This window comes from Bacteroides sp. AF32-8BH (assembly GCF_003435205.1).
Taxonomy (GTDB): Bacteria; Bacteroidota; Bacteroidia; order Bacteroidales; family Bacteroidaceae; genus Bacteroides; species Bacteroides ovatus.
Map to the genome: position 1 here is coordinate 103,014 of NZ_QVLZ01000003.1, position 24,275 is coordinate 127,288.

The following is a 24,275-nucleotide window of genomic DNA, read 5'->3' on the forward strand; positions in this document are numbered from 1 at the left end:
GTTATTTGCTGTTTACTATATCGTTAATATCCATATTTTCTTCCGCAAACCGTTGAAGATATTCTTCATAGGTTTCACCATTATAATAGTCTATGATTTCACCCACATTGTCAAGGGTCACTTCCTCATAATAAGGCTCGCCACCGTAGGACTCGTTATTGAACCAGTCAATGATCTTGATATAAGCGTCGATTATAGTGCTGACGGTCAGACCTTCGAAGCCGTTCCGGATCGCTTCTATATCCGAGTTCTCGATAACTTCATCCAGCAGATAGTTCCCGGTAAGTACGGGCTTCTCTACCTGATTACCGTTTTCATCCAGTCCCCCGATACCGAGCTGCAGGATTTCCAGCACTTCCGAACCGTTCCCGATGAAATCACGGTTGGTAATACGGATATGGCGGAATACGACATTACCTTCCTGCGAATCGATTATATCGCGGATCATCTTTACAACGTCAATAAGCGGGCAGTTTTCCACGCGCAGTGTGGTGATGTTCGGCATGGATTCAACAACGATGCCTGTGTCCGCATTCAGCCCTTTATAGCTCAACTTATCGAGGTTCATCAACTTGAACTGTGTCATGGTGGTCGGCAATTCCGCATATTGAACCGGACAGCCACCGACAAAGTTGACGATCTGCAAGGAACTGCCGTATGCCAGCAGACGCAAAAGGCGAGTTGCTCCGGTCAGGTCAAGAGATACCAGCTTTTTGAAGTTCTCGACGTTCAGGAGTCTCATATACGGTTTTTCACCGAGCGGAAGGTCTGTGACGCTATTGTTGGCATATCCTTCGCGCTTACTGCCGAACACCAGTTCCTCGACGCGGATCAGCGTAGTGAAGTCCTTTGCCTGCGTACCGTCGATATTGACAGTACTCAAATCACCCAAAGACTTGATCTTTGATGCACCGATAATATAGATCGCGCTCGATGAGTTTGAACCGTCGAAATGGAATGTCACCTTTGAACCGTCTTCTTCCGCCCATGCCCCCTGTTGTGCGGCTGGCGTATTGAAGCCCGCCCACAATTTCCATTGCTCACTTGCAGTCACTTCGATATTGATGTTCTCACCGATGGCGCGGAACATGCACATATTATCCGCCTTTAGGATCGTGCTGACACCGAAATAAGCGTCAAGGAAGTCATAGCGGGCAGACACATAGTAATGGCGGTAAGGGATACCCATACCGGAGATCACGTTGAACGCCTGACCGCCCGGATTGGTGATATACTTCGCCACGGAATCACGGCAGGCGACGATCGCAGGGATCAAGAGGTGGTCTTTTTCTTCCGATTCACGCAGAACGGCTTCGTAGGAGAAAGCGGACTCGCCACCCGGAAGGCGCGATGTGCGGATTTTCTCCGCGGTCGCTGCAAGTCCGACCTGATCATAACGCCACATGCCTTGCCAAACGACGCTCATACGTCCGGCAAATACGTTTTCCCCCTCCATGACGCTGTCAAGCATCACGTTATACGGAAGTTTGAAGATACCGGAATTATTCTTTCCGTTCGTACTGTCAGAATCATAATCGTGGTTCATGTACCAACGGTAAATACCGTCCGGGCAGAGGTACAAAGCCCACATGCTGTTTTTCGATAACTGGTCGACGCCTGAATGATACAGGATACGGACCAAGTACGCGCGGAAAGAAGCCACGCTGCAATACTTGTCCATTTCCTCAACCAGCTTCCGGTATCGGTTTTCAATCGTGTCGCTAACCTGTACCCCGTTGATGCTGATTTTGCCGCCTGCCATTCGGTTCTTCGGATTGCATGAATACACCCATTCGCAGAACTGTTTCCAGCGGTACGGTGTCTTCTTTCCAAGCGCGTAAGCAAGGCTCATGTCATCATCATCCGGTGTACGGAATTCAAAGAACATCGTCCATTTCGGGACAAGGCTTTCCGTTGACAGTTCCGCACCGTACAAGCCTTTCACCCACTTGCTGTGCGTCGACTGCATGGTCATGAAGTTGTCTATGTCATCGAAGATGCACATGCCTTCATAATCGAGCATTTCAACGCATTCAACCGGGTTCAGGACACGTCCGGTAACGACAGTTTTCTTGCCGTTGAAAGAGATTGTCCCGGTAGTGTTCTTCCATGCCCCGTCAACATATTCCATAAACTTGTACGAAGCGTCCGTCGATTTGGAAAGCATGTAGATCGTATCCTGATCGTAGTCGCCAGTATGAGACATGAAATAGGATTCCGTCACATCCGGAAGATCGGTGAAGTCGCCATAACTCAAACAGTCGGCATTATAACCGGGAACGTCCTTGAAACCGAAGGTCGGTGGGTTTCCCTTGTCGATGTTCCAGTCACCACGACACCAGAAATAGGCGTCATTGATATTTCCGGTATCCGATTTGAAGACAAGTACGCTGTTACCATCGATAGAGGTACGCAAGTCCAGCGTGTTGTTTTCATCCGCGTAATACGCGTTCTGTGCCGGAGTCATGTATTCCTCGCCCAAAGCCTTCTGCATATCGTTATTGATACGGGAAATCGGGGTGTTCACCTTGTCAGGTGATGCATAATTAACCTTCAGACAGACCTTGTCGAATGGGATAGTCTCGCCACGCAGGATGATTTTCCTGTTTGCAATCGCATCAAGCAAAGCCTGCGGAGCCAGTTCCGGATACATTGCGCGGATAGTTGCCTTTTTCAGCTTGTATTTCCTGTTCTTATAGGTCGGATAGAAGGCGGATGTCGTACCCTGATTGGTCGTTTCCACGTTCTCGATAATAAGGCTCATACCTTTGTCCTTGCAGAACAGGTACAGGTCTGTATATATCTTGGTGGACGTGTCCGTTACGTTGTCAAGCGTTTCAAGTTTATAATCCCCGTGCGGCATTTCCACCAGACAGTCACACATTTCAAGTGCTTTGTTCAGGTCGATTTTATTGTCGGTCAGGATATCGTTCTTTTTGTTCAAAGCGATCATTTCGTCCGTATCGGACTTGCCGATTACAAACTCGTCATTGATCTGTTCGTCCGCCATTTCCTTTTCCCAAGAGAGCAAGCGGTACATGTATAGTTCCCCGGCTGTTCCGGAGAAGCTGATTTGTTCGGACTGTTTGATCGCGCTTTGTCCTGCCGTATATTTGGATGCGCCAATCAGGTCACCGTCACAATATAGCTTGATATAGCCTTTGCCGTCCTCTTCCGCATTTGCCTTTTCAATGACAAAGGCAAACTCGTAGATGTCGCCCGGCTTGAAATAACGTTCAATCAGTTCAGTTCCGAGTGCTTTGAAGTACACGCATTTTGAAGTGATACGCCACCCGATTTGGTTTGCTTCGTCCCAGCATGACACGACGTTCGCGTCAGGATCGGCAGCGTTCTGCGTTTTTATCTTGATGATGGTAGTCGATCCGGTCTGCTCAATATTGGTACGGTTATAGGGACGATAAGTACACAATGCGGTGGCATCATCCGAAACCTTGAACGCTTTTCCTTCGGTCTTGTCAGCGACAAAGGCATTCGTGGAATAGTTAAACCCGGTCTGCTTCATTTCATAAAGTCCGTACAGCCATGATTTGTCCTGATCCGAATTGTCCTTGTCTGCCGGATTAAAATAGATCATATAGCCGGAATCACCGTTGATGTCTATGACGGAACTGTTAACGGAGTACTCGATCGTATTGCTTTCTCCGGCTCCGCATTTGCCGTAAATACCCAACGTATTCCGAATGTTGTCTGCAATCGTAAAACCGTCGACACGGGTGGACAGATTGAATGTGCTGTTACGTCCTACTGATACGGTAGTCAGTACTGTGTCGGTTTCATTATTGTCCCCGGTAGAGGTATTGGTAACTTTTGCGACCTTGTGTATTTCGACATGGGCATCGGTAGCGACATGGCTGGGATCATAGCATGCCACTTCGATGTTCAGGTTTGCATACTTCCTGACCGACCATGCCGTTTCCGTTTCTTCCGAATGCGCCAGTGAAACAACGGGCATAAGGCTGGACGGGTTGACGATCATTACGTCAAAGAACTGGTAGTTCGACCATACGCCCGATTCCACGTCCTGTGCGACGATTCTGACAGTATATGCACCGTGTGTCAATTCCAAAGACGAAACGTTGATTTGCAAGTCCTGTGAGCGTGTGGAAGCCACGCTGGTTTGTGAGATCAGCTTCCATTCTTCACCCACTTTAATATGTGCCGTAACGGTGGATTTATTGGCGGAGGACAGTTTGAACACGTCCGTCATGGTGACAAGTCCCGAACCTTCCTGCAATGTTTTGTACAAAGCCCATACACGGGAAAGTTTCAGGTTTACAGCCGTGACGCTGATTGTCTTCTGTGCGGTGTTTCCCCCGTCATCGGTGGCGACGACCACGAACTTGCGGTTCATCGCTTCACTGAAATAGCTTTTTACCGGAATGGTGAAAGAGTAGTCCTTATCGGATGCGGAGCTTTCCCGGTTCACGTTGAACGTTTCAAGCGTTTCCCCCGTTGACTTGTCTTTCAGTTGCAGGGTTTCGATATTGTTGTATGAAACCATTTCACCCGATCCGGTACGTGACAGGATTGCAAGCCTGATTGTCAGGTCGTCAGTTCCGAGTGCGGCATACAGGGAGGTCTTTTGCGGATAGATATACACGATTGTCCCGGCAACGTCCCCACCGCCACCAGTTCCGACTGCAAAGGTGAAACCGTCGCCCAGCGGAAACCCTTCCGCGTTCTTCATGTACACACGCACCGTTCCGTCTTCCGCCTGTTCGCCATCCACGTCGACGGGCATGGCATCATAGACCGCACCACCTGCTACCGGGTTCACGCTGTCCTTGATGATTTCGGAATCGGTTTCGACTGTTCCCCCAGCGGCAGAACCGAAGTCGTTCCATGCCGCCAAGTCATTATAATCGGCACGGGACGCGCACAACTGTTTGGACTCGAATGTTTCCTTTCCGGTGCGGTAGATGATAACCACACCGGGTTTGATGCATTCCGTTTCATTTGCTGTCTCGTAAGCTGTCAGGGCATTGATAGCCGTTTGAAGAATATAGTATCCGTTTGATAATGGTGCAATTTCATCGATCAGTAGCACTGCGCCTTTGCCCGTCATGTCGCCACCAGCACCACCGAAGTCCGTCCAGTTCGCTTCTGTGGCAAAGCCTTCAAGGGATGATCCGGCAAACTGTTTGGATTCCCATTCACCTTCAGCAATTTTATAAGTCAATACGATACCCGGTTTGCGATAAGTGACATTATCCGCATTCTCCCTTTCCGTAATTGCGGCAATGGCTGCGGACAAGGAATAGACAGAGCCGCCACAGATTTCGTTGACATTGATAACGGACAGGGCTTTGTTAGCCAGCGACAATGCTGAAGACGCGGTAGCCTGTGCGTCTTCAGCCGATTTCTTTGCCGCTTTTGCAGCCAAGTCCGCAGACGCGGCTAACTGCATCGCGTCGGAGTCGGCAGAAAGCAAAGCCCCGGCAAAGTAGATGTAGGTCTTGTTCCCGAACAGGTATATTTTATTCTCGTGCGGGTGTGTGTGGTCGGTATTCATATAGGCATCAACACCTTTCCAACTTGGATAATATTTGTTATCTACGAAATAGGCAAATTTACCCAGACTGGCGAGAAATACAATTTTACCGTCTTCAGTAGGCGCATTGGACTGCTCCAACACAATGGAAGAGTCTGTTACTATTTCGTCGAAGCGTTCTGTTGAGTGATGTACGAAATCTACCATTAATGAAGACACGTCCTGTGATGTGCTGTCGGCATCGTCAGAAAGGCTTTTAAGTTTACCCCATACTGTCCCGTCTTCGCTTTCCGATTCCGTGCCGATATTATCAGACAGCTTTCCGATATTTTCATTCGCTTTTTTAGCGGATTCTGCGGCTTCGTTGGCTTTCTTTTGTGCAGCATCAGCCGTATTCTTTGCCGTTTCTACATCTTCTTTTTTTGCATATACAGAAAGGTTACCCGTTGTTGAGACAAGTTTCCAGCCCGGATTTTGAAAGGCGTAGATGTTACCATTGTCGACTGCATCGGGGGTATTCTCGTCATACACCGTCACGATCTGACCGAATTTCAACGGCTTTTCGTCAGAACCGACCGGGGAAGTACTGTCCGCGTTCATCTCCGCGACGGTGGTGTATGTGTTACGAATCCCCAACCCGATCTGGTTTTTCTCCGCTTCGTTGATGACATCTAGCGTTTCATCAATCAAGCCGCCCACCTCATCAGGTGATATGGATAGGGAGTCTTTCTTCGCGGAAAGTTCCTGTGCCCGTCTTTTTAATTCGTATATTGTTGCCATTATCAGTTAAATCTTTAATGTATCCTCGATTAAAATAGTACTTGCAGGCATTTGGGCAAGTGGACTGCCATCTGCTGAAGCTATATAACAGTTGCCGTTATCGAATGTGAGTTGGACAATCATTGATTGCGGATTATCCCATGAATCTGCATACGACATCGATAAATTGAATACTCCGGAAATATTTTTTACAGTCGAATCAAATGTACATAATCTCCGCTTGCCGTTCACTTCAGGAGCTATCATGGAAGTTCCTGTATTGGTAGCAGCCAAGATATTAAAATAAATCGTTTCATTGCCCGTCTGTTTTGCCCGGTATATGATTTCCGCTTTTCCGGAAACGACTTCACTTAGGGATAACCGGGCTTTCATGTCCTTTTCTATTATGGTCTTATCCAAATAATCTGTGACAATAGCCAATATTTTATCCCTGAATGTTACTACATCATTTCTATCTGCATACATATCTGACTTTGTATATGTTGTTGACAGTTTTACATACCTGCGCTCATATACTTGCGCTTCAGAATTGTCCGCAAATGTTTCATTCTGAAACTTTTCCTGAACAACCACCCAGTATACTGGCTGTGATGTAGGCACAGTGAGTACATCCGGTTTTATCGGATAAACTTCATCATCTATCACGATATATCCATTTCCGACAATGGTATATACTGTATTGGAACCAAGAATTTCCGTGCTGACCGGATCGCTTAACAGAATATGTTTCTCTCCCAGTTTCATCCCGGAACAAATAGCTTTCAATGCGTCTGCCGTGGATTCTTGCATAAATTCCAGATCATCCAGATAAAACGGCTGCCCGCCTTCTTTAAATAACAGTTTATTCATATTCGTATATTTTAAGGACGTAGGTTCGTCCGGCTGGTTTATAATAGTCTATCAAATTCTTAATCTCACCCTCATACGCTGACAGGAACGACGGTATGTTCACCACGTAATTTCCCGAATAGTTCCCTTCACCGCGTTGCCGGATGTGTTTCTTTCCCACTCCTTCACCCCGTTTATACAGGTAGGACGGGATTTGCTCTTCCCTGCGGTGGTACAGGTACGACTCTTCTCCCGCAATATCGGTGATGTATATTTCCCTGTTTTTCAGGAAAAACCTGTCGTTCAGCACTTTTTCGATATATATCACCTGACCGTTTATGTTCAGCTTGTTGATAGCCTGTTTACGGTAACTTTTAAACAGGGTATAAATGAAGATTAAAGGGAGAAGGAAGATGGATATGATTGCAAATATCTTCCTTTTCCTTAATGACGGACGAAGCACATACTGCGCGTATTTGATAATGTCAAAATTATACCACATAGGTCAGGGAGGTTTCAAGGCTGTTCAGAATAAAGCATCCGGCTACAGCCGTATAGTTATTATTTTTAATTACGTTATATTCCGTAGCGGATGCCGCTTTTGCGGCACATTCTCCAAGTTCGATATCCAGTACTCCTTCAACCTTCTGTATCGCGTCAACAAGTTTTGTCTTATTGAATTTACCGCCATACTCGATGCCTTTCAGATAATCGTTGATGGCGGCAAGTACTGGCTTGCTGCCATCCGTCAGGCGGATACCGGAAGCATTGATAACCATCGGGTCGACTTCTATGGTGGCGTTAATACGGATATCATCCGCTTTCATTGACTGGATGGAGAGAATCACTCCGGCAATCTTGATTGAATTCATATAGCTTTTAAATGCCGTTAGAACGTCCCCGGTCAAAGGACATGGAAGCCCGCCTTCGTCTCCGGACACGAGTATCTGAATACTTCCCCCGCGATCTTTGACCGCCACATACTTGACAAGCTGTTTGGCTTCGTCGATAGCGGAATACCGGAACTGGTATTTTTCCGGATCATAGACCAGCGGATCACCATACTGAAAAGCCAGCGCACTGCTATGATACCAGCGCACCGTCGGTATGATATTAGCGTCAATCCGTTCCTCTACGTCCGTCTTGAACTGGTCAAACATTTGCTCTATGACGTGCGCTGTTGCCGCAAAAATGTAGAACAGGGTGCTTTCTATTGACACGGGAGAAAACACCGAATCAAAGTCGGCATCACCTGTGATACCATATATGTCCCGGATAATGCTGTTAGATATATAGGCATCCGTCATTTCTTTCTTTATTTCTGCGATTGTTCTAGCCATTACTTAAATTGTTCGGTAAATTGTTCAGTGAAAATTCTCAATCGTATTGCATTCGACGCGGTTTCAGAAGTAGCCGGGCAAACGGAGTTCCTCCGGCAGTAATCAGCCAGTTCACTGTTATACACCTTCTCCGGTATTTCGATTTGCTGTCCAGCTTGAAGGGAGTCTGTTATGCTCATATCGTTTGCCTTTGCAAGCATAAATACCGCTTCAATTGTACCATATTCCTGCACGGCTATATCCAGCAGGGTTTGTCCGGCTTGTACTACTGTTTTCATCTTACATTTTTATAAATAAAAAATACAAATGCAATAAAAAAGGCTGCTATTACGGCTTTTGCCCACGGAGGAATGTACGCGACCTTTTCAACGATCTTTGTATCATTCTTCTCCTGTTTCTCCAGTTGTTCCTTCAATGTCAGCAGGGTTTCCTGAATTTCTTGTATTTGCACCTGTAACTGTTCGTTATATGTTTCTTTCTCCTGCTTGGTTGACGTTCCTGTCGCTGTTTCCGTAGAGGTCGGGTATTGTTTCCCTGTGCTATCCGGTGGCGAATAGTTCGTCTTCTGCCAGTTGAATTCCATTTGCTGCATCATCTCGATAATTCGCTCAACGTTCTTGTTTACGTCGACCTGTGCTTTATCTTTAGAAACTTCTTCCTGTTCCGTCTGCTTCTGTTCCGTGTTATCCTGATGGATGGTCGTGTCCGTTTTGGACGATCGGCAGGAACAGACGGACAGCAGCACGATTACGAGTAAAAAAACGAGTATCTTTTTCATTACGGTCGAACGATTACAGGTGGTAAAAATGAGGTAAATTCACTCTTTACGTCGAAGCAGGGACATTCTTTCATCCACTCGCATTTTTCGACAATGCCGTTCCCGTTCTTGTCCGGACTGGTATCGCGATGTCCGAGGATATCAATAATGTCGTGGCGATGACAGATGTCCTGAACGAGCTCGCGCATGGATTTCTTCTGTGCGTCCGTCCGGGTATCCTTTGCCTTGCCGTTTTTATCCAGTCCCCCTTCATAGCAGATACCGATTGAACATCGGTTATAACTGGTTTTCATACCGGGAACAATAAAGTTATCATGTGCTCCGATTTCGTTCTCCGCCCGCATGGGGATCACACGTCCATCTTTCCGGATATAGTAATGGTATCCCCATTTTCCAAAGCCACGGGTTACGTGTGAATCATTGATTTGCTTCTCTGTGAAATCTTTGTCCTCGCGTGTTGCAGAACAATGAATGATAATGTATGTAGGTTTATTCATCTTTATTTTCCTCCTTATTTTCTGTTTCGTCTTCTCTTTCAATGTATTTCTTATACTTGCATTTATACCTGTAATCAACTCCGAAGAGTGCGCCCGCGAATGTTGAGACTTCGCCATAAGCGACTAAAACGGAATTGTCAATCTGCCCGGTGGGAACTACCCAAAACCCGCAAAACAGCAGGATCATTCCGGATACGGACAGGAAAACTGCGATCCATAACTGTACGTGTAGCCTTTTCATGATACATACGGGTTATAGAATCAGGCGGAAGACTATCCATACCAGTAATATGACTACATCCGCCAACAATGCCCCGCGTACCGTTGCCCGGATGTCTGCTGCGTCCGGTACATCGTCTTTCGATTCTTTCCATTTTCCAGCCAGCCATGCGGAAACAGTTCCCAAAATCATACCGCCCAGTACGCTAAAGAAATTCACACCAAACAGGAAAACAGATGCTATCACGCACACGGCTAGAATAAGCATTCCAATCAGTCCGTGAATGATTTTGTCTACTCCGAACTTTTTAATCAAATCGTTACTTGCTTTCATTTTCTTAATTTTAATCGTTAGTAATTTCAATATTTATTTTGTCCACCAGCTCCGAATAGTCAATGCCCGCGCGTTTCAGGTGGATTTTCATTTGTTTCTCAATGGCTGTTTTATCAGCCTTTGAACGTATATACCGGATCAGGTTCGCGCCCAGCACCGGGTCTTCTTTCAACTCTCCCTGATTCAGTTCCAGCACGGTTGCCGCATTCTGAATCAGCGTGTCACCGACCACGAATCCGGTTAGCCCGTCTTTTCCCGTATGGGGAACAATCCGGATGTCACCGTCCTTGTCAAGTAATAGTCCTTTCATTGCTTCACCCTTTCGTTTTCAATGTCCCTGACCTGCGTCTCTTTTAGTGATTCCGAAGTGTAGGAAGACAATGCCGTTTTCAAAGCCGATCCCCCGTCGTTCGGTACGGGCGTCCAGCCGGACAATTTCTGTTTCAGTGAATTGATGTCCTTTTCAATCAGGTTCAGCCGTTCCGTCAGCTCCCCGACTTTTACCAGTCCGCCCAACGTCCCGCCATTCAGCACTATTTCGTCCACTTCATTTGCGGAAATCAGGAAGGCGTCAGTCTCCTGTCCCTCGACAATTCCGACCAGACAAGTCGTTCCCGGTTTCGGATAGATGCATAATGCCCCCATTCCCAACTGGACGTCATAATATTCAAGCCGGTCAATGACTCCGGTCACGTCCATTGTCCCGTTGTCCTTATCAACCGTGTCAACCGTTACCCAGCGCAGTTGTGCCTGTCTAGCCCCTTCGCGCCATTTTTCAAGCGCATCACGTAACTGTTCGTCCGTTGTCATTCCGCGCGTCCTCCCAACTCTAATTTTTGCCTGTATGTAGCATCGTCACTGAAATCCTTTGTCACTTTCTCAACGTAATAGTATCCGTTCATTTCCGGTGTTATTTCACTTTTCAGGTCAACCGTCATACCATGACGGACGACAGGTATTCCGAACAGTTCGACACCCCCGCGGTACTTCTGTTTTTTAAGGCTTTCATAAAAGTCCTCTGCAAACTTCTTCAAGTCCTCAACCTTGATGGTTTTTCCTTTTTCATTGTAAGTAAGGTTATAAACCTCGCTTCCTTCCGTTCCGGCTTTTGCTTCCAGTTTCTTGCCGCCAGCACCGATGCTGACTACCTTGACCTGAAATTCACCGTTGGTTTCGTTCAAGTCCTGGCTGACAGCGTTTCTTTCCAGTACGATCTTTACCTTTTCGGTATCGACCTTTTCGGAATACACATTTCCGCAATACAGGACTTTGCCGATGAAATAGCAGTGAAGGTTTGTTTTCTTCCGGATGTCGTTCAGAATTTCCGCGACTGTCTTGGACGAATACCGCACCGCACCCAGTTCTGCGTCATAGTTGGTTTTTATCTCATAGCCTTTGGCGACGTCTGCAAGCAGTTTCTTCAGTGTGACATTCTTTGCGGAATAGGACACTGTTTTTCTTTTCAGGTTATACATTTCGTCTTCGCACCGGATCGTCACGGGAACACCCCAGCCGATCAGCGATATATAACCTTCAAATTCCGTGTACAGGTCGGAATCATATCCGAGCTCAATCTTCACTTGATCCCCGGCAGACAGCAGTTCCTTCAGGTCTTTTCCCGCAAAGTATCTGATACGTCTCGGAAGGACTATTTCCGCAGAGTCCGTCAGCATCTTCCATGAACTTTCAATGTGAACCGATGAAACCGTATAAATGACCAGTTCCCCGCGTTTCATGTTTGCCGGGAATGTGATCCGGCTGCACATCATATAACTCATAGTGTCAGTTCATAAGGGTTGTCACTCGTTGCCTCTATCGTAAACGGGACTACGCTGCTGTTTCCCTGAATCGGGTTGAACGAAATGTTATCAATAATGATGGAATAAATTTCCTTGTTATTAAAGATGCTTCCCGTTACTCCGATTGCTTCCGTCACTTTGCGGAACTTGCAGAGCGCGTTCACCTGTTCGGCTACCGTCTTGTAACCTTCCCGGCTTTTGTCCGCTATGCAGAATCCCCGGATATTGATTTTCCAGTCATCAAGCCCGTAGACTTCCTTTATAGTCCCGTGAATGCCCAGAACTTTCGTCTTGGAACAGTTCATCGGACGCGAAAAGTCCACGATTGTTGCATACGGCATCGGAAAGCTAGCCATATTCATCGTGCCGCGTGACCCGTCCGGATTATAGGTGCTGTATTGCTTGTTACCGTCAAGGGTAAACGTCCCGATGACCGGAGTCCCCATCCAACTGTACGCTTCGGCTTCGGCATCCGGGATGGTTGTCACCCCAGTGTATTTCCCCGGATCATAATCCTGCAGGGTTCTTCCCCACGGAAGATAAATCGGGGATGAGATTCCGAAAACTTCCGTGAACAATGCACCAATATTTAACGCTGTATTTCCTGTCATAACTTTATCCTATTGCTGGTACTGTATCGGTTATCACCGCTAAAATTTCCCGTTTGACCTTATCCGCAACATCGCGCATGTCCGCACCTGCCGCAACCCTGAAATGATTATTGAATGTCACATTCATAGTGATATTCCTTACGCTGCTTCCGCCTTTTCCGCCAAGTCCCACATCTTTCCCGGAAGTTCCTCCGGTTGCGGTTACAGCGGTCGGTTTGTTGACTGCCGCTGGTGCGGTGTCCAGTTGGAACTTGTCAAGTCCGGGGACTTTGTCTTTGTTCCGCCAGCTTTCACGTCCTTTTTCCTTGCCTTCTTCCCATGCCCGACCGACTGCCACAGCGTTGTCAAACACTTCTTTCTTTACCCGTTCAAATACGTCGTTGATGCTCCAGTCATCCCTGAACCAGTTAACCGGATTCAGGATTTCAATGATTCCCATTTGGATGGTATGAATCGTCTTGAAAAAGGAAAGAAAGCCAGTTTTAAGGACTTCCCACAATCCGAACAGGAACACACGGACTCCTTCAAACTTATTATAAAGGAAAGCCACGAAAGCGATGACAGCCGTTATGATTGCAATAATCCAGCCGATGACAGGGATGCCCATGATAGCGACGGAAATTAGCCGACTATTAATGATTGTAGACAATGCCATCTTAGCCATCGACGCAATCCAAAACCCGGCAATCTTTGTTATTCCAAGTGACATGATCTGCGAAACAGACCATGCGACAGTTCCAAGCGTGACAAGCGCGCCTACAAAGATTCCTACAACTTCAATGGCAGGGGCGACAGGTTCTACAAATTCAAAGAAACTGATCTTCAGGTCGTCGATAAACGCTTGCATACGTTTCTGCTTTTCGGCATAAGTATCCATTTGTTTATTTGCAATGTCGACCGCAGAAGTAGAACCCTGTATCGCTTCCGTCCATGTGTCAATTTGGTCTACACCCTCAATCAAAGCCATCGTTGAAGCAAGGTTCTCACTTCCGAACAACGCGGACATGATTGTGGCGTTATGCATGACCGGAGTCAGGGCACGCAGTCGGTCGGTCAGTGAAAGGGACTGGTCTTGCATCGTTTTTATATTGACCCCTGCAGCTTTCAGTTGTTTGATCGCGTCCGTAGTCGGAGCCTGTAATTTGACTATCGTGTTACGCAAAGCGATACCGCCTTCAGAACCCTTTTTCCCAGATTTGTCAAGCAACTGGATCAGGGAGTTTGTTTCGGCAAATTCAACCCCGAATGTTTTTGCAACACTACCCGTTTGTTTCAATGCTTCCGCAACCTCCTTGATTTCGGCAGAACCTTCGACAGTTCCTGCCGCCATGATGTTCATATAATCCGTCATTGTTTGTGCGGCTTTCATCGGATCATCAAGGGAAACCTTGTATTGGTTCATTGCGGTGGACATGGCGGCTGATGCTCCGGGAACATCATTTGACATCGTCTTGCTAAGTGTCATTACATTGTTCGACATGATTTCAAGCGCGTCCGGTGCTTTTTTCAGTTCCGGAGTAATCTTTGAAAGCAAGTCCTTATAAACGACCATAGCGTCTGCCGCATCGGTACCGAACGCTTTTGCCGTATTACGGGCTTTGGTGGCGAGAACGTCCAGTTCCTTCCCCTCCATGTTGGTGATACCGGACATTTCGGCAACAGCGGTTTCAAACCGGATACCCGGTTCGATGGCATCATTAAAGGAATCACGGATATTGTCGACACCTTCTTTCAGCTGGTTGAGAAAGAACATTCCTTTTCCCAACCCTTCCAGTTTTCCGGCTGCTTTTCCCGATGTCTCCCCAAGACGTTCAACCACTTCTTCCGTGTCATCAATCACCCGTGTAGCTTCCTCGGCTGCATCGGTTGCTGCATGTAGCGGAGACGTGATCCTGTCAACCAGTTCCAATATCCATTGAGTCACTTGCATTGTCTTTTGAGAATAATCGGTTTACAACTTTAGCGAATGCGTTGTGCATTACTATTTCAATTTCTTCCAGCTCCGTTTTCCGCAACATGCGGTATTCGGCATAGAGCCGAAGCCATTCATCTTCGTCCAGTTTGTCCGGGATGTCAAAGCCATATACTTTTTTCAGGATGGCATCTATTCCCTCGACAAGACCGAACGCTGATGAATATTCCTCTATGCTTTGCTGATAAAAGCCGCCTGTCCGGCGATCAGTTGTCCGATGGCGGTCAGGACTGAAGTATAGACAGCGGAATCTTCCAACGCCTCCATATTGCCTGCCGCCACGCAGTTCCGGATCAGGATGTCATTTGCTTCTTCAAGATCATCCTTTTTCTTTGCCATAGCCAGCAGGATATTTTTATTCGGACGGACAATCAGGTAGTCGTAGCGTTCATCCTCGTCCACTTGTACGGTGACATGCTTCAGGCGTTTCCCGTATTTCAGTTTCATTCCTGCATGTTCTTCTTCTGTAAAATCAACTATCAAAGCTTTTTCCTCCTTTGTCAGTTCCTCGTAAGGTTTCCCTGTCTTGATTTTCTTTTCTTCTACTTCCATTTTAAAAGTCTTTTAAACGGTTATTAAACTACATTGCCACATTCCAGTCGATATGGCTGGGAAGAAGGGTGAATTGTGTGGCAATACTTTTATCACCCTGTTTAACGTCGACACCATTGTCCGTAAATTCGACGTTCCGGATCACGTCTTTCATGACAAGTCCTTTATACTCATACATGACCGGAATATCAAACGGTTCAATATCCGTAAGACGCTTTCCCGCACCGAGAGCTAACTGCAAGGCATTCACCTCTTCTTTCAGAAGGGTGATTGACGCTTCAGCCTTGTAATTCCCCTCACCGCGACCGACAGGAAATTCTCCAGCACCGTAGATGTTATCTTTCTCTTTGCTATCCTTGTAGGAAAGGGCTGTGATGCCCTCTATCTGACGACCGAGCATAACAACCTTGACGCTGTTCCATCCGGCTATTTTTCCGAACTTGTTGATTAATGTTCCTAACAATGCCATATTTTCAGATTTTATTTGTGAAACCCAAGTCAATCTCAAACTCATGGACAATACCGTCTGCAACAAGTTTTACCTTGATATTGAAAGGCTTGTCACTGACAGCCATTTGTTTTGGATTGATGTAAATGTCGAAGTCCGCGATATCCTCCGAATTGACCATGCTTTCCAGCGCGGATTTGACAAGCGCGTCCCAACTACTGATAGTGGTGTTGCTGATATATCCGGTGGACGGATCAGCTTTTACCTTACTTCTCACACGCGGTAACAAGGTATTGCGGATAATACGTGCCGCCTTGTTCCAGACAGCGTTATATTCAATATATGCATAGTCGCTCTCCGCTTCCGTACAAGTACATGAATTGCTGAAAAAGAACCCGGCATACCCTTGAAAGCTGCCGACGAAGTTATATCCTTTGTCAGTCAGTTTTTTCTGGTCGGATACGCTCAACTGTGAGAAGGGTTTGCCATTGCTCAAAGCTGCATCCAGCCAAAGCCCGTTCAGTTTGTCAGTCAACGGATAGTCCTTTGTCCCTTTTGCCGTCCGTGGGTGGTTTTCAATATCAACGCTGCCCATATTTTCATGTACATAGCGGACAGACAGCATTCCGAGTGCGCTGCCCACGGCAGCGTGTGTCCGATATGCTTCGTCCTTTGCCGCCCATGCCGGGTCTTGTGCAATCACGACAGAGACGTTTTCAGCATCCAGCGTCCGGAGATCGACAGCATCGGCAACGGCATTGATATACTTGCCGACACCTTCCAATATCACCGCATCGATATACAGGTGGTCTTCCCTGAATTTATTGACCATCTTCTGTGCCTCTTGTACGGCTACGGTGATTGTTTCGTCCGCAGTCAGTGAGCAGATACCGATGGTGTTTACTCCGTTGATGGTACGTACCGCATTGACGAAATTTTCCTTCGTCAGCAGGCTTGACACCTTTTCAGACTTCGGAACCAGCATAAGATACAGTGAACGTTCCGGAGACAGGCGGAAGACTTCGCTGGTATGGTAATGCACCAGTTCCTTGTTCTCAAGGTCGATAGTATCGTCCCATCCCAACGCTTCCAAATCGGTGATATCGTTCAGGGCTTCCGGCTTGTAATATTCAAGTTTTCCAATCTCCGAACCACCGACCACGAGCAGAATGACGCGGTCACTGGTATCGGTATCCCGTACCAGCCCGCCATTTGCTTTGTTGATGATTACTCCTGTAAAATTTCCCATAAAATAATTCGTTATACGGATTTACCTGATAAAATTGCACCAACACCAAAATCTTCGATACGGTCTACAATACCGTAAGTTTGGGTACGGTATTCGGATGTAGGACTCTTGCTGCGTGTATCGGTCGTTTCCGGACGATACAGGGATTTTACGGATTCGATGTGGTAATACGTATTCGGAGCATAGAAGAAAGTGCTTGCCTGAAAATCAGTTTCGGCAGACGGTTTTGTGCCTTCCGCCACCTTCTTTGCTGTTTCCGCATTATAGAACGGGCAGTCGTTATTCTCAAAAAACTTGATACCCATGAAACCTTTCGGTTTTCCGGTTGCCGGATCAAGATAGAAAGTACGGTCATAGAAGTACTTGGACGCATCCTTATCCAGTAACAAATCACCCATATGCAGTGGGGAAAGTACTATGTACAAGGCATCGGTAACGGGAAGGTTCCATGTTTTTGCGAGCGTTGCAAAATCGACCAGATCCTTATAAGACAGTCTCAAACGACCGTTAATATCTTTCTCACCCGTTGTCCGGATAACAGGCATTTCTTCGTTTGAATCATCCTCCGGAGCCAGTTTGTGCAACACATGGTTGCGGATACCGACTTGAAAGGCTTCATTGTGCTTCACACGGATAGCAGCGCGCTTGTCAAAAGCGAGATAACGGATTTCGTCATCCGTACAGGAACTGGGTTCCGTATCGTAGATTTCCCACGGTACGATATAATTCTTTCCGGTCATTTGCTTCGGCTCGAAATCTTCCGTGTTATTTACGCGAAAGCCGACATTGTTAATCAGTTTGTTTCTGCGTACACCATCCGCAGCCAAAGCTCCGGCAGGAACAGAGCCTAAAACTTGCATGAAGTCCGCCCTGTAATTGCGACGTTCGATCAACAGTTGGGGATCGACGTACTTGTTCAAATAAAGACCGTCTACTGGTTGTGCCATATTCTTTTTTTTAAATGGTTAGTATTTTATTTTCCGTTACGTTTTACGTAGTCATTCAAAAGGCGTTCGTATTCAGCCGGATTTTTCTCCATGAGGTTTTTCAAAGCCTCCGGATCGTTTTGAAGGTCTTCGAACTTTTTGTTTGTGGTATCCGTCAGACTGGGAGCATGAACTTCCGGCATTTCCACGGGTTTGATGGCGTCAAGCAGCTTCTTTGCCGTATCGAAATTGCTGGTCAGGTTCGCTTTCCAGTCATCACGCACGTCGGCTGTGATTCTTTTTTCCTTGATCGCACTGTTCAGGATGTTTTCGATTTCCTGTTCCTTGCGTGTCTCCTCCTGTCTTTCGAGCATGTCGACGCGGTCTGCCTTACGTTTCCACACGTCTACCTGTGCAATGAATTGTGCTTCCGTGGTACTTGCGTCCATTCCGAAGCGGGTAGTCAACATTGTTAAATCCATGTCATTTTTTGATTTTTCGTTATTAATAGAGTCAGTAATCTCAATTTCACCTGTGTAGCCGCAGTTGGTAATCATTTGTGCCGTAGCCTTATCGACTTTTGCCTTGCCTGTAACTTCCGTCACAAAGCCGTTTTCCTTCGCTTCCTGCGCGCTCATCCAGTAGTCTCCCTTCTCCCAGGCGTCCCGGATTTTCTTCTTGTCCGTGCACTTTGACAGGAAGGCATTCAGATAGTGCTCATTCAGTTTGCGCATGACCTCCAGAGCCGATTCAATATCAGCGACTTTCCCGCATGCCCCTCCGCTGACCTGATGGATCATGAAAAGCCCGTTGGCAGGCATGGAGAACGATGTGCAGTTGATAGCGATGTAGGTTGCCGCACTGGCTACCAGCGCACCGCCTTCACCCGTGATTTTGCCGGGAAACTTCTTGATCACGTTCACGATTTCGTTGGCTTCGAAGCATTCACCACCCGGACTGTTGATATAGATGTGCACGTCCTTGATCCCTGATTTGATCAGTTCCTCAACTTTGGAAGTGAATTCAGCTTCCGTTTCCCTCCATTTTGATATTGTGCCTTTGAGTTCGATCCGGGCACGTCCGTTTTCCGCTGTTGCAGTCAGATTCATTTTCGCGATATTTAAAATTCATGCTGCAAAATTGGAAAAGGAAAGGCGGGTACGGAAAAAGCGTTTTCAAGTTGGAAAAAAAACAGTGTTAACAAGGACGTATTTTTTCCAACTTGGAAAGAATACGTTCCAGCATGAAAAGCCATTTTCCACAGGTGATGATGAAATATGACCTTTGCCCCAGTAAACGAAAGGAAGCGATATGCCAAGTAAAGAGTACTACCGTAAATTGAAGAAGGAAGCGCACGACCTTTATGTACGTGAAGGAATGACGTGCAAGGAGATTTCCACGCGCATAAACGTGTCGGAAAGGTCTGTTTCAAGCTGGATTAATGAGAATGATGCGCTTTGGAAAAAAGAGCGTCAGGCATCTGTTATTTCGTCACAAAAACAGGGTGATAACCTGAAACAGATTATCAACATTCTTGCAGACCAAAAACTGGAGCTGCTGCGCATGATTGATGAAGCCATTGCGGAAGGTGACAGCGACAAGGTGCTCGAACTACGGAAACAGGCGGCTACGCTTGACAACAGTGTGGCGCAATGGGGGAACCAGCTCAAAGAGGTGGACAAAAAGAACCGGATTACGCTCGCTATTTACATTGATGTCATGAGCCGGATATTTGATGCGATGAAGGTGTACGATGCAGACCTTTATTTTAAAACACTGGACTTTCAGGAGAATCACCTTTATGAAGCCGCAAAAATGTTGGGATAATGAAAGTCGAAGATAGCAAAGCCCTCAAGGAGTATCAGGAGAAGTTAAAACGTGCGCGGTGCACAGGCAACCTGATTGATCCGGACGAATCGCTGACAGTTCGGATGAACCGCATACAGCGTGCGAAACGGGATGTCAAGTATCTTGTCGAAACCTATCTTCCCCATTATGCGACCGCAGACTGTGCGGACTTTCAGATCGCGCATGCCAACAAGGTGATGAACGATCCGATTTATAAAGGATATGCCGAATGGGGACGCGGACTTGCAAAATCGGTATGGAACGATGTGATCATTCCCCTATGGTTATGGATCAATGGCGAGACACATTATATGTGTATCGTTTCCGACACATTTGACCGCGCTTGTGACCTGCTGGAAGATTTACGTGCGGAATTCGAGGCAAACGAACTTTTGAAACACGACTTTGGCGAGCAGTATAATCCGGGATATTGGGAAAAGGGAAACTTCGTAACGATGAACGGCTTTATTTGCAAGGCGTTCGGTGCGAAGCAGAAGGTTCGCGGGCTTCGTAAAGGCGCACACCGTCCTGACCTGTGGATAATTGACGACTTGGAGACACCGCAGACCATCAAAAACAACCGGATGCAGGATGATTATGCGGACTGGATCGAAGCGGACGTGCTGGCAACCATGACGGGAAAGCGCAGACGTCTGATAGGTGCTAACAACCGTTTTGCATCCCGGATGGTACAGACGATTCTCAAACAACGGCATCCCGACTGGGACTGGCATCTGGTGAAGGCTTATGATCCGGTAACGTATGAACCAGCGTGGAAATCGATGTATTCCCCCCAGTTCTATCGTCAACAGGAAAAGGACATGGGTATTCTCGCGGCACATGCGGAATATAACCACGTACCGCTTGTCAAGGGTAAAATATTCAAGCCCGAAATGGTGAAGTGGGGAAAGCTCCCTGACCTTCACACAATGAATGCGATCGTGGCACATTGGGACATTGCGTATGCCGGGACAGATACGAGTGACTTTAACGCATGTAAGATTTGGGGACGGCATAAAAATGATTTTTGGCTGATAGACGGATTCGTAAAGCAGTCAAAGATGAAACTCTGCGTACAATGGATGTGCATGAAGCAGGCTGAATTCAGGGCAAAGGGCATTATCTGCTTTTGGCAGTACGAGTCCCAATTCTGGAACGACGAAGTCAAGCGTATCATAGGGGAAGCCGAGACGGAGACAGGTGTAGAGTTGAACCTTGTTCCGGTACAGACGCCTAAAACAACGAACAAGATACTTCGTATGATAAGCATGCATCCATATTATCAGAATTCCCGGATGCATGTCAACGAGGAACTGAAAGCAAGCCCGGACATTACTGTCGGCTTGAAACAGTTGTATGCTGTTGAACCGGGCATGACAGAACATGATGACAGCCCGGACGCTGACGAACAGGCTGTGAGGAAACTTGAAATATATACTGATCCTCCACAGTCAGAGGACGAGCCCGCGACACGCCCGTGGAAGGCGGGAAGATATAAACGTAAATACACTTGGTAACTATGAAGTATATCAACATGGATGACCTGACGACCGTCATACAAAATCGGTTGCTGGTTGAAAGTATCGAAAAAGACGAGGAAGTTTTGAATGGGATTGAAGATCTTGTCATCAGTGAAGTGTCCGCCTATATAAGCGGTCGTTATGACGTGAAAAAGATATTCGGTATTCCTCCAATACGAACGGGGTTATTAATCCGGATAATATCCTGCATTACCGCTTTCCGTGCGGTAAGTCGGAACGCAGCCCGGAAAACGGGAAATAACCCGTTATCAGACATGAACGACTGGGCTGACCTTATACTTGCCAAGTTACGTGACGGAATCATGTCACTGCCACCTGAAATTCCTTTGGTAACAGATGAAGAAGGCAATGTTGAATCTCCCATTCTGTTTGGTCATACACGGAACAACGGATGGTTTCTTTAAATAGTTTTTAAACCGCTTTTAAAAGGTATGTTATGTACAAGAAGTTAAGAGAAATATTCAACTGGTTTCAGCAGAAAGCAATTCGTCGGATGAGTCTGAAGAATGTACTTAATGAGTATTATTTTCGGATGGATAGCAGTGGGACACAATCTTCGTCAAGTGCTGCTTATAAAAGGCAGGCTGTCGTCTACCGGGAAAAGACCATTGATGATTGGATTATGGCGGTAACTTCGGCAACCGATCCGGATGATCCCAGGCGTGGCTTGCTGTACAGGTTCTACCAGTCATTGTACAATGACGAACATTTACAAACGACGATTGACAATCGTGTATTACCTGTACAACAGGCGGAATTCAACCTTGTCGATGACAATGGCAATGAGGACGAGGAGGCGAAGAAACTGCTGGATCGTCCGTGGTTTCACCAGCTTATCAGAATTTGTTTTCTACATCAGTTACAGGGAGTATCGCTTGCCGACATTTCCCATCTTGATGAAAACTTGGAAATCAGCCATGTAGAAGAAGTTCCCATGTCCAACTATATACCGCAACAGATGATAATCGTCAAGGAAGAGTCAGACAAAACCGGATGGTCATATAAGGACGGTGCACTTGAGCCCTATTATGTCCAGTTCGGAAACGCATGGGCTTTGGGGATGCTCAATGAACTGTCAATTATCATCCTTGCAAAGAAACTGGGTTTGGGATCATGGATGAATTACATTGAAAAATATGGCATCCCTCCTGTTTTCGTTACTTCAGACCGACAGGATAAAAAACGGTTGGACGAATTATTCGAGATGATGTTGGATTTCAGGAATAATTTCTTTGCAGTCCTGTCCGGAAATGAAAAGGTCGAGTATGGGAAAGAAGCCGGAGGAAATACAACCAATGCCTTTTTACCGTTAGAGGAACGATGTGACAACCAAATCAGCAAGCGTTTGCTTGGTCAGACGGGTACAACTGAAAACGGGGCGTGGGAAGGAACGGCAGAAGTCCATGAACGTGTTGAAAAATCACGGCACGAATATGACAAGATGATTTTCCAGTTCTATTTTAACTATATTATCATCCCTAAACTGGTGAAGATAAGCCCGGTATATAAACCACTTGAAAGGCTGAAACTGAAGTGGGACGACACGGAAAGTTTGTCTATCACGGAATACATCGAAGCGATCAACAAGCTGGCTTATACCTTTGAATTTGACCACGAAGAGGTCGCAAAGAAAACGGGGCTTCCGATCATTGGTCAAAAGAAAAATCCCGGTGGTGAGCAACAGGGAGGAACATTGCCGAATCAGCCAAAAACAGACCCTCAAAAAAAAAAGACCGAACCGGACGATGAAGCGGTAACGTCACCCTCCATGGAAGCCGGAGAGTATGATTTCAGCGGCATCATCGGCAGGGTGATGAAACAAGTTTATGAACGAAAGGTCAAAACGGGAGATATTGATGAGGAATTATTCAGGAAGACATACGGGGAACTGAATAAGAAGGCGGCTGAAGGATGGGGAAAAGACGACTATAATGATCCGGAACTGGCGGAAGATACCCAGCGGATACGTGACAACTTGTTCAAGTTCTCCGGAGCGAAGACGTATCAGGAAATTAAGGAGATGAACGATGCCCTTTATGATGATAAGGGGAAGAAACTTTCTTATGAGGACTTCCGGGAAAAGGTTATGGCAATTCATAAAGACTATAATGAAAATTACCTTCGCACGGAATTTGAAACGGCAGAAACAAGCTGCAGACGCGCCAGTGAATGGCAGGAATTCAAGGAGAATGCGGATATAATGCCTAATCTGAAGTATGTGACTGCAGGGGATGAACGGGTAAGAGAATCACATAGGATACTGGATGGTGTCGTAAAACCTATTAACGACCCGTTTTGGCTGCGGAACTACCCGCCAAACGGATATCGGTGCAGGTGTTATGCCGAACAAACGGACGAACCGGAAACGCCTGCTACGCCTATTGTGACGATACCGGATGCCTTTGCGAACAACGTAGGGCAATCCGGTGAGATATTCACGGTCGCACATCCTTATTTCTCAATGCCCGACGGGCATTTGGAAAAAATCAGGAAGGAGACGGAACGGAGCAAGTTATACGCTCCTTACCATCGTGATCCGGAATCGAAAGTGATGATCAGCGATTTTGCTGATCCGAAAGACTTGGCAAAGAATGTGGAAAGCGCACGGGTAATTTCAAAGGAACTGAAGATGAAAGTGAAAATCCGCCCGCACATCAACGAGGACGGGGTGAAGAACCCGGAATATCTGATTGACGAAAAGCTGGCAGACCTGAAAAACATTCAGGGACTGGGCGGTATAAAACACGGACTTGACAGTTCGAAAAAACAGCAGTGCGAATATACTGTATTCAATTTGAGCGCTTTTGACACTGTCGAACCGGAAATGCTGAAAAACAAACTGAACGGCATATACAAACTGTATGGCGAAAAGTATTCCGGGCAGCAGATGGTGTTCATTTATAAGAGGAAAGCTGTGAAAGTGTCATGGCAGGATGTGGCGGACGGAAAGACAATTGACCTTCTTAAAGAACTTCAGGAGCAGTAGCCGAAACTACCACTCCTGAAGGGAGCTCTTGACCTGTTACAGCCGCGAACATTGC

Annotated in this window: 23 protein-coding genes; 4 read left to right on the forward strand and 19 right to left on the reverse strand. The window is 46.6% G+C overall.

What is annotated here, in order from left to right; translation table 11 throughout:
• Window position 1 precedes the first annotated feature (1 nt).
• From DWZ47_RS03185 to DWZ47_RS03275, 19 genes are all read right to left on the reverse strand, one after another.
• Window positions 2-6,292, reverse strand: coding sequence for a hypothetical protein (locus tag DWZ47_RS03185; protein WP_117512306.1), 6,291 nt, complete (start codon window positions 6,290-6,292; stop codon window positions 2-4).
• Between the two features lie 6 nt (window positions 6,293-6,298).
• On the reverse strand, window positions 6,299-7,141 hold the full coding sequence (locus DWZ47_RS03190) for a hypothetical protein (protein WP_004308948.1): 843 nt from the start codon (window positions 7,139-7,141) through the stop codon (window positions 6,299-6,301).
• Window positions 7,134-7,622, reverse strand: coding sequence for a hypothetical protein (locus DWZ47_RS03195; RefSeq protein ID WP_004308947.1), 489 nt, complete (start codon window positions 7,620-7,622; stop codon window positions 7,134-7,136). Before DWZ47_RS03195 ends, DWZ47_RS03190 begins: the two co-directional genes overlap by 8 nt.
• Window positions 7,612-8,460 (reverse strand): hypothetical protein, encoded by an 849-nt coding sequence (locus tag DWZ47_RS03200; RefSeq protein ID WP_117512307.1) that lies wholly within the window; start codon window positions 8,458-8,460, stop codon window positions 7,612-7,614. The genes DWZ47_RS03195 and DWZ47_RS03200 overlap by 11 nt, the downstream gene beginning before the upstream one ends.
• Window positions 8,460-8,738 carry a LysM peptidoglycan-binding domain-containing protein gene (locus DWZ47_RS03205; protein ID WP_004303248.1) on the reverse strand — a complete coding sequence of 93 codons (279 nt, stop codon included), beginning with the start codon at window positions 8,736-8,738 and terminating at the stop codon, window positions 8,460-8,462. The genes DWZ47_RS03200 and DWZ47_RS03205 overlap by 1 nt, the downstream gene beginning before the upstream one ends.
• Window positions 8,735-9,238 (reverse strand): hypothetical protein, encoded by a 504-nt coding sequence (locus DWZ47_RS03210; RefSeq protein ID WP_117512308.1) that lies wholly within the window; start codon window positions 9,236-9,238, stop codon window positions 8,735-8,737. The genes DWZ47_RS03205 and DWZ47_RS03210 overlap by 4 nt, the downstream gene beginning before the upstream one ends.
• The gene (locus tag DWZ47_RS03215) at window positions 9,238-9,735 is read right to left on the reverse strand and encodes an N-acetylmuramoyl-L-alanine amidase (protein WP_117512309.1); all 498 of its coding nucleotides are present in this window, start codon (window positions 9,733-9,735) and stop codon (window positions 9,238-9,240) included. Before DWZ47_RS03215 ends, DWZ47_RS03210 begins: the two co-directional genes overlap by 1 nt.
• A complete protein-coding gene (locus tag DWZ47_RS03220) occupies window positions 9,728-9,976 on the reverse strand; it encodes a hypothetical protein (RefSeq protein ID WP_032855848.1) in 249 nt (82 codons plus the stop codon). Before DWZ47_RS03220 ends, DWZ47_RS03215 begins: the two co-directional genes overlap by 8 nt.
• A 12-nt stretch (window positions 9,977-9,988) precedes the next feature.
• Entirely contained in the window at window positions 9,989-10,288 is a 300-nt protein-coding gene (locus DWZ47_RS03225; protein WP_004308942.1) for a hypothetical protein, read from the reverse strand.
• Between the two features lie 10 nt (window positions 10,289-10,298).
• Window positions 10,299-10,598, reverse strand: coding sequence for a hypothetical protein (locus DWZ47_RS03230; RefSeq protein ID WP_004303253.1), 300 nt, complete (start codon window positions 10,596-10,598; stop codon window positions 10,299-10,301).
• Window positions 10,595-11,098 carry a hypothetical protein gene (locus DWZ47_RS03235; protein ID WP_004308941.1) on the reverse strand — a complete coding sequence of 168 codons (504 nt, stop codon included), beginning with the start codon at window positions 11,096-11,098 and terminating at the stop codon, window positions 10,595-10,597. The genes DWZ47_RS03230 and DWZ47_RS03235 overlap by 4 nt, the downstream gene beginning before the upstream one ends.
• Entirely contained in the window at window positions 11,095-12,066 is a 972-nt protein-coding gene (locus DWZ47_RS03240) for a hypothetical protein (protein WP_117512310.1), read from the reverse strand. Before DWZ47_RS03240 ends, DWZ47_RS03235 begins: the two co-directional genes overlap by 4 nt.
• Window positions 12,063-12,698, reverse strand: coding sequence for a DUF6046 domain-containing protein (locus tag DWZ47_RS03245; protein ID WP_004308939.1), 636 nt, complete (start codon window positions 12,696-12,698; stop codon window positions 12,063-12,065). Before DWZ47_RS03245 ends, DWZ47_RS03240 begins: the two co-directional genes overlap by 4 nt.
• A 4-nt stretch (window positions 12,699-12,702) precedes the next feature.
• Window positions 12,703-14,628, reverse strand: a complete 1,926-nt coding sequence (locus DWZ47_RS03250) for a phage tail tape measure protein (protein WP_032855847.1) — start codon at window positions 14,626-14,628, stop codon at window positions 12,703-12,705.
• A 213-nt stretch (window positions 14,629-14,841) separates the two neighbouring features.
• The gene (locus tag DWZ47_RS03255; RefSeq protein ID WP_004303258.1) at window positions 14,842-15,222 is read right to left on the reverse strand and encodes a hypothetical protein; all 381 of its coding nucleotides are present in this window, start codon (window positions 15,220-15,222) and stop codon (window positions 14,842-14,844) included.
• A 28-nt stretch (window positions 15,223-15,250) separates the two neighbouring features.
• Window positions 15,251-15,691: a hypothetical protein gene (locus tag DWZ47_RS03260; RefSeq protein ID WP_004308937.1), complete on the reverse strand. Its 441-nt coding sequence runs from the start codon at window positions 15,689-15,691 to the stop codon at window positions 15,251-15,253.
• A 4-nt stretch (window positions 15,692-15,695) separates the two neighbouring features.
• Window positions 15,696-16,919: a DUF2586 family protein gene (locus DWZ47_RS03265; RefSeq protein WP_004308936.1), complete on the reverse strand. Its 1,224-nt coding sequence runs from the start codon at window positions 16,917-16,919 to the stop codon at window positions 15,696-15,698.
• 11 nt (window positions 16,920-16,930) lie between these two features.
• Entirely contained in the window at window positions 16,931-17,866 is a 936-nt protein-coding gene (locus DWZ47_RS03270; RefSeq protein ID WP_117512311.1) for a hypothetical protein, read from the reverse strand.
• 26 nt (window positions 17,867-17,892) lie between these two features.
• Window positions 17,893-18,954: a Clp protease ClpP gene (locus DWZ47_RS03275; protein WP_117512312.1), complete on the reverse strand. Its 1,062-nt coding sequence runs from the start codon at window positions 18,952-18,954 to the stop codon at window positions 17,893-17,895.
• A gap of 202 nt (window positions 18,955-19,156) precedes the next feature.
• Between DWZ47_RS03275 and DWZ47_RS03280 the strand changes: the two genes are divergently transcribed.
• The 4 genes from DWZ47_RS03280 to DWZ47_RS03295 are packed head-to-tail and all read left to right on the forward strand — an operon-like array spanning window position 19,157 to window position 24,220.
• Window positions 19,157-19,672, forward strand: coding sequence for a DUF1804 family protein (locus DWZ47_RS03280; RefSeq protein ID WP_004303263.1), 516 nt, complete (start codon window positions 19,157-19,159; stop codon window positions 19,670-19,672).
• Window positions 19,672-21,210, forward strand: a complete 1,539-nt coding sequence (locus tag DWZ47_RS03285) for a hypothetical protein (protein ID WP_004308932.1) — start codon at window positions 19,672-19,674, stop codon at window positions 21,208-21,210. The genes DWZ47_RS03280 and DWZ47_RS03285 overlap by 1 nt, the downstream gene beginning before the upstream one ends.
• A gap of 2 nt (window positions 21,211-21,212) precedes the next feature.
• Window positions 21,213-21,638, forward strand: a complete 426-nt coding sequence (locus tag DWZ47_RS03290; protein WP_004303265.1) for a hypothetical protein — start codon at window positions 21,213-21,215, stop codon at window positions 21,636-21,638.
• 32 nt (window positions 21,639-21,670) lie between these two features.
• Window positions 21,671-24,220: a DUF935 family protein gene (locus tag DWZ47_RS03295; RefSeq protein WP_117512313.1), complete on the forward strand. Its 2,550-nt coding sequence runs from the start codon at window positions 21,671-21,673 to the stop codon at window positions 24,218-24,220.
• Window positions 24,221-24,275: the final 55 nt, after the last annotated feature.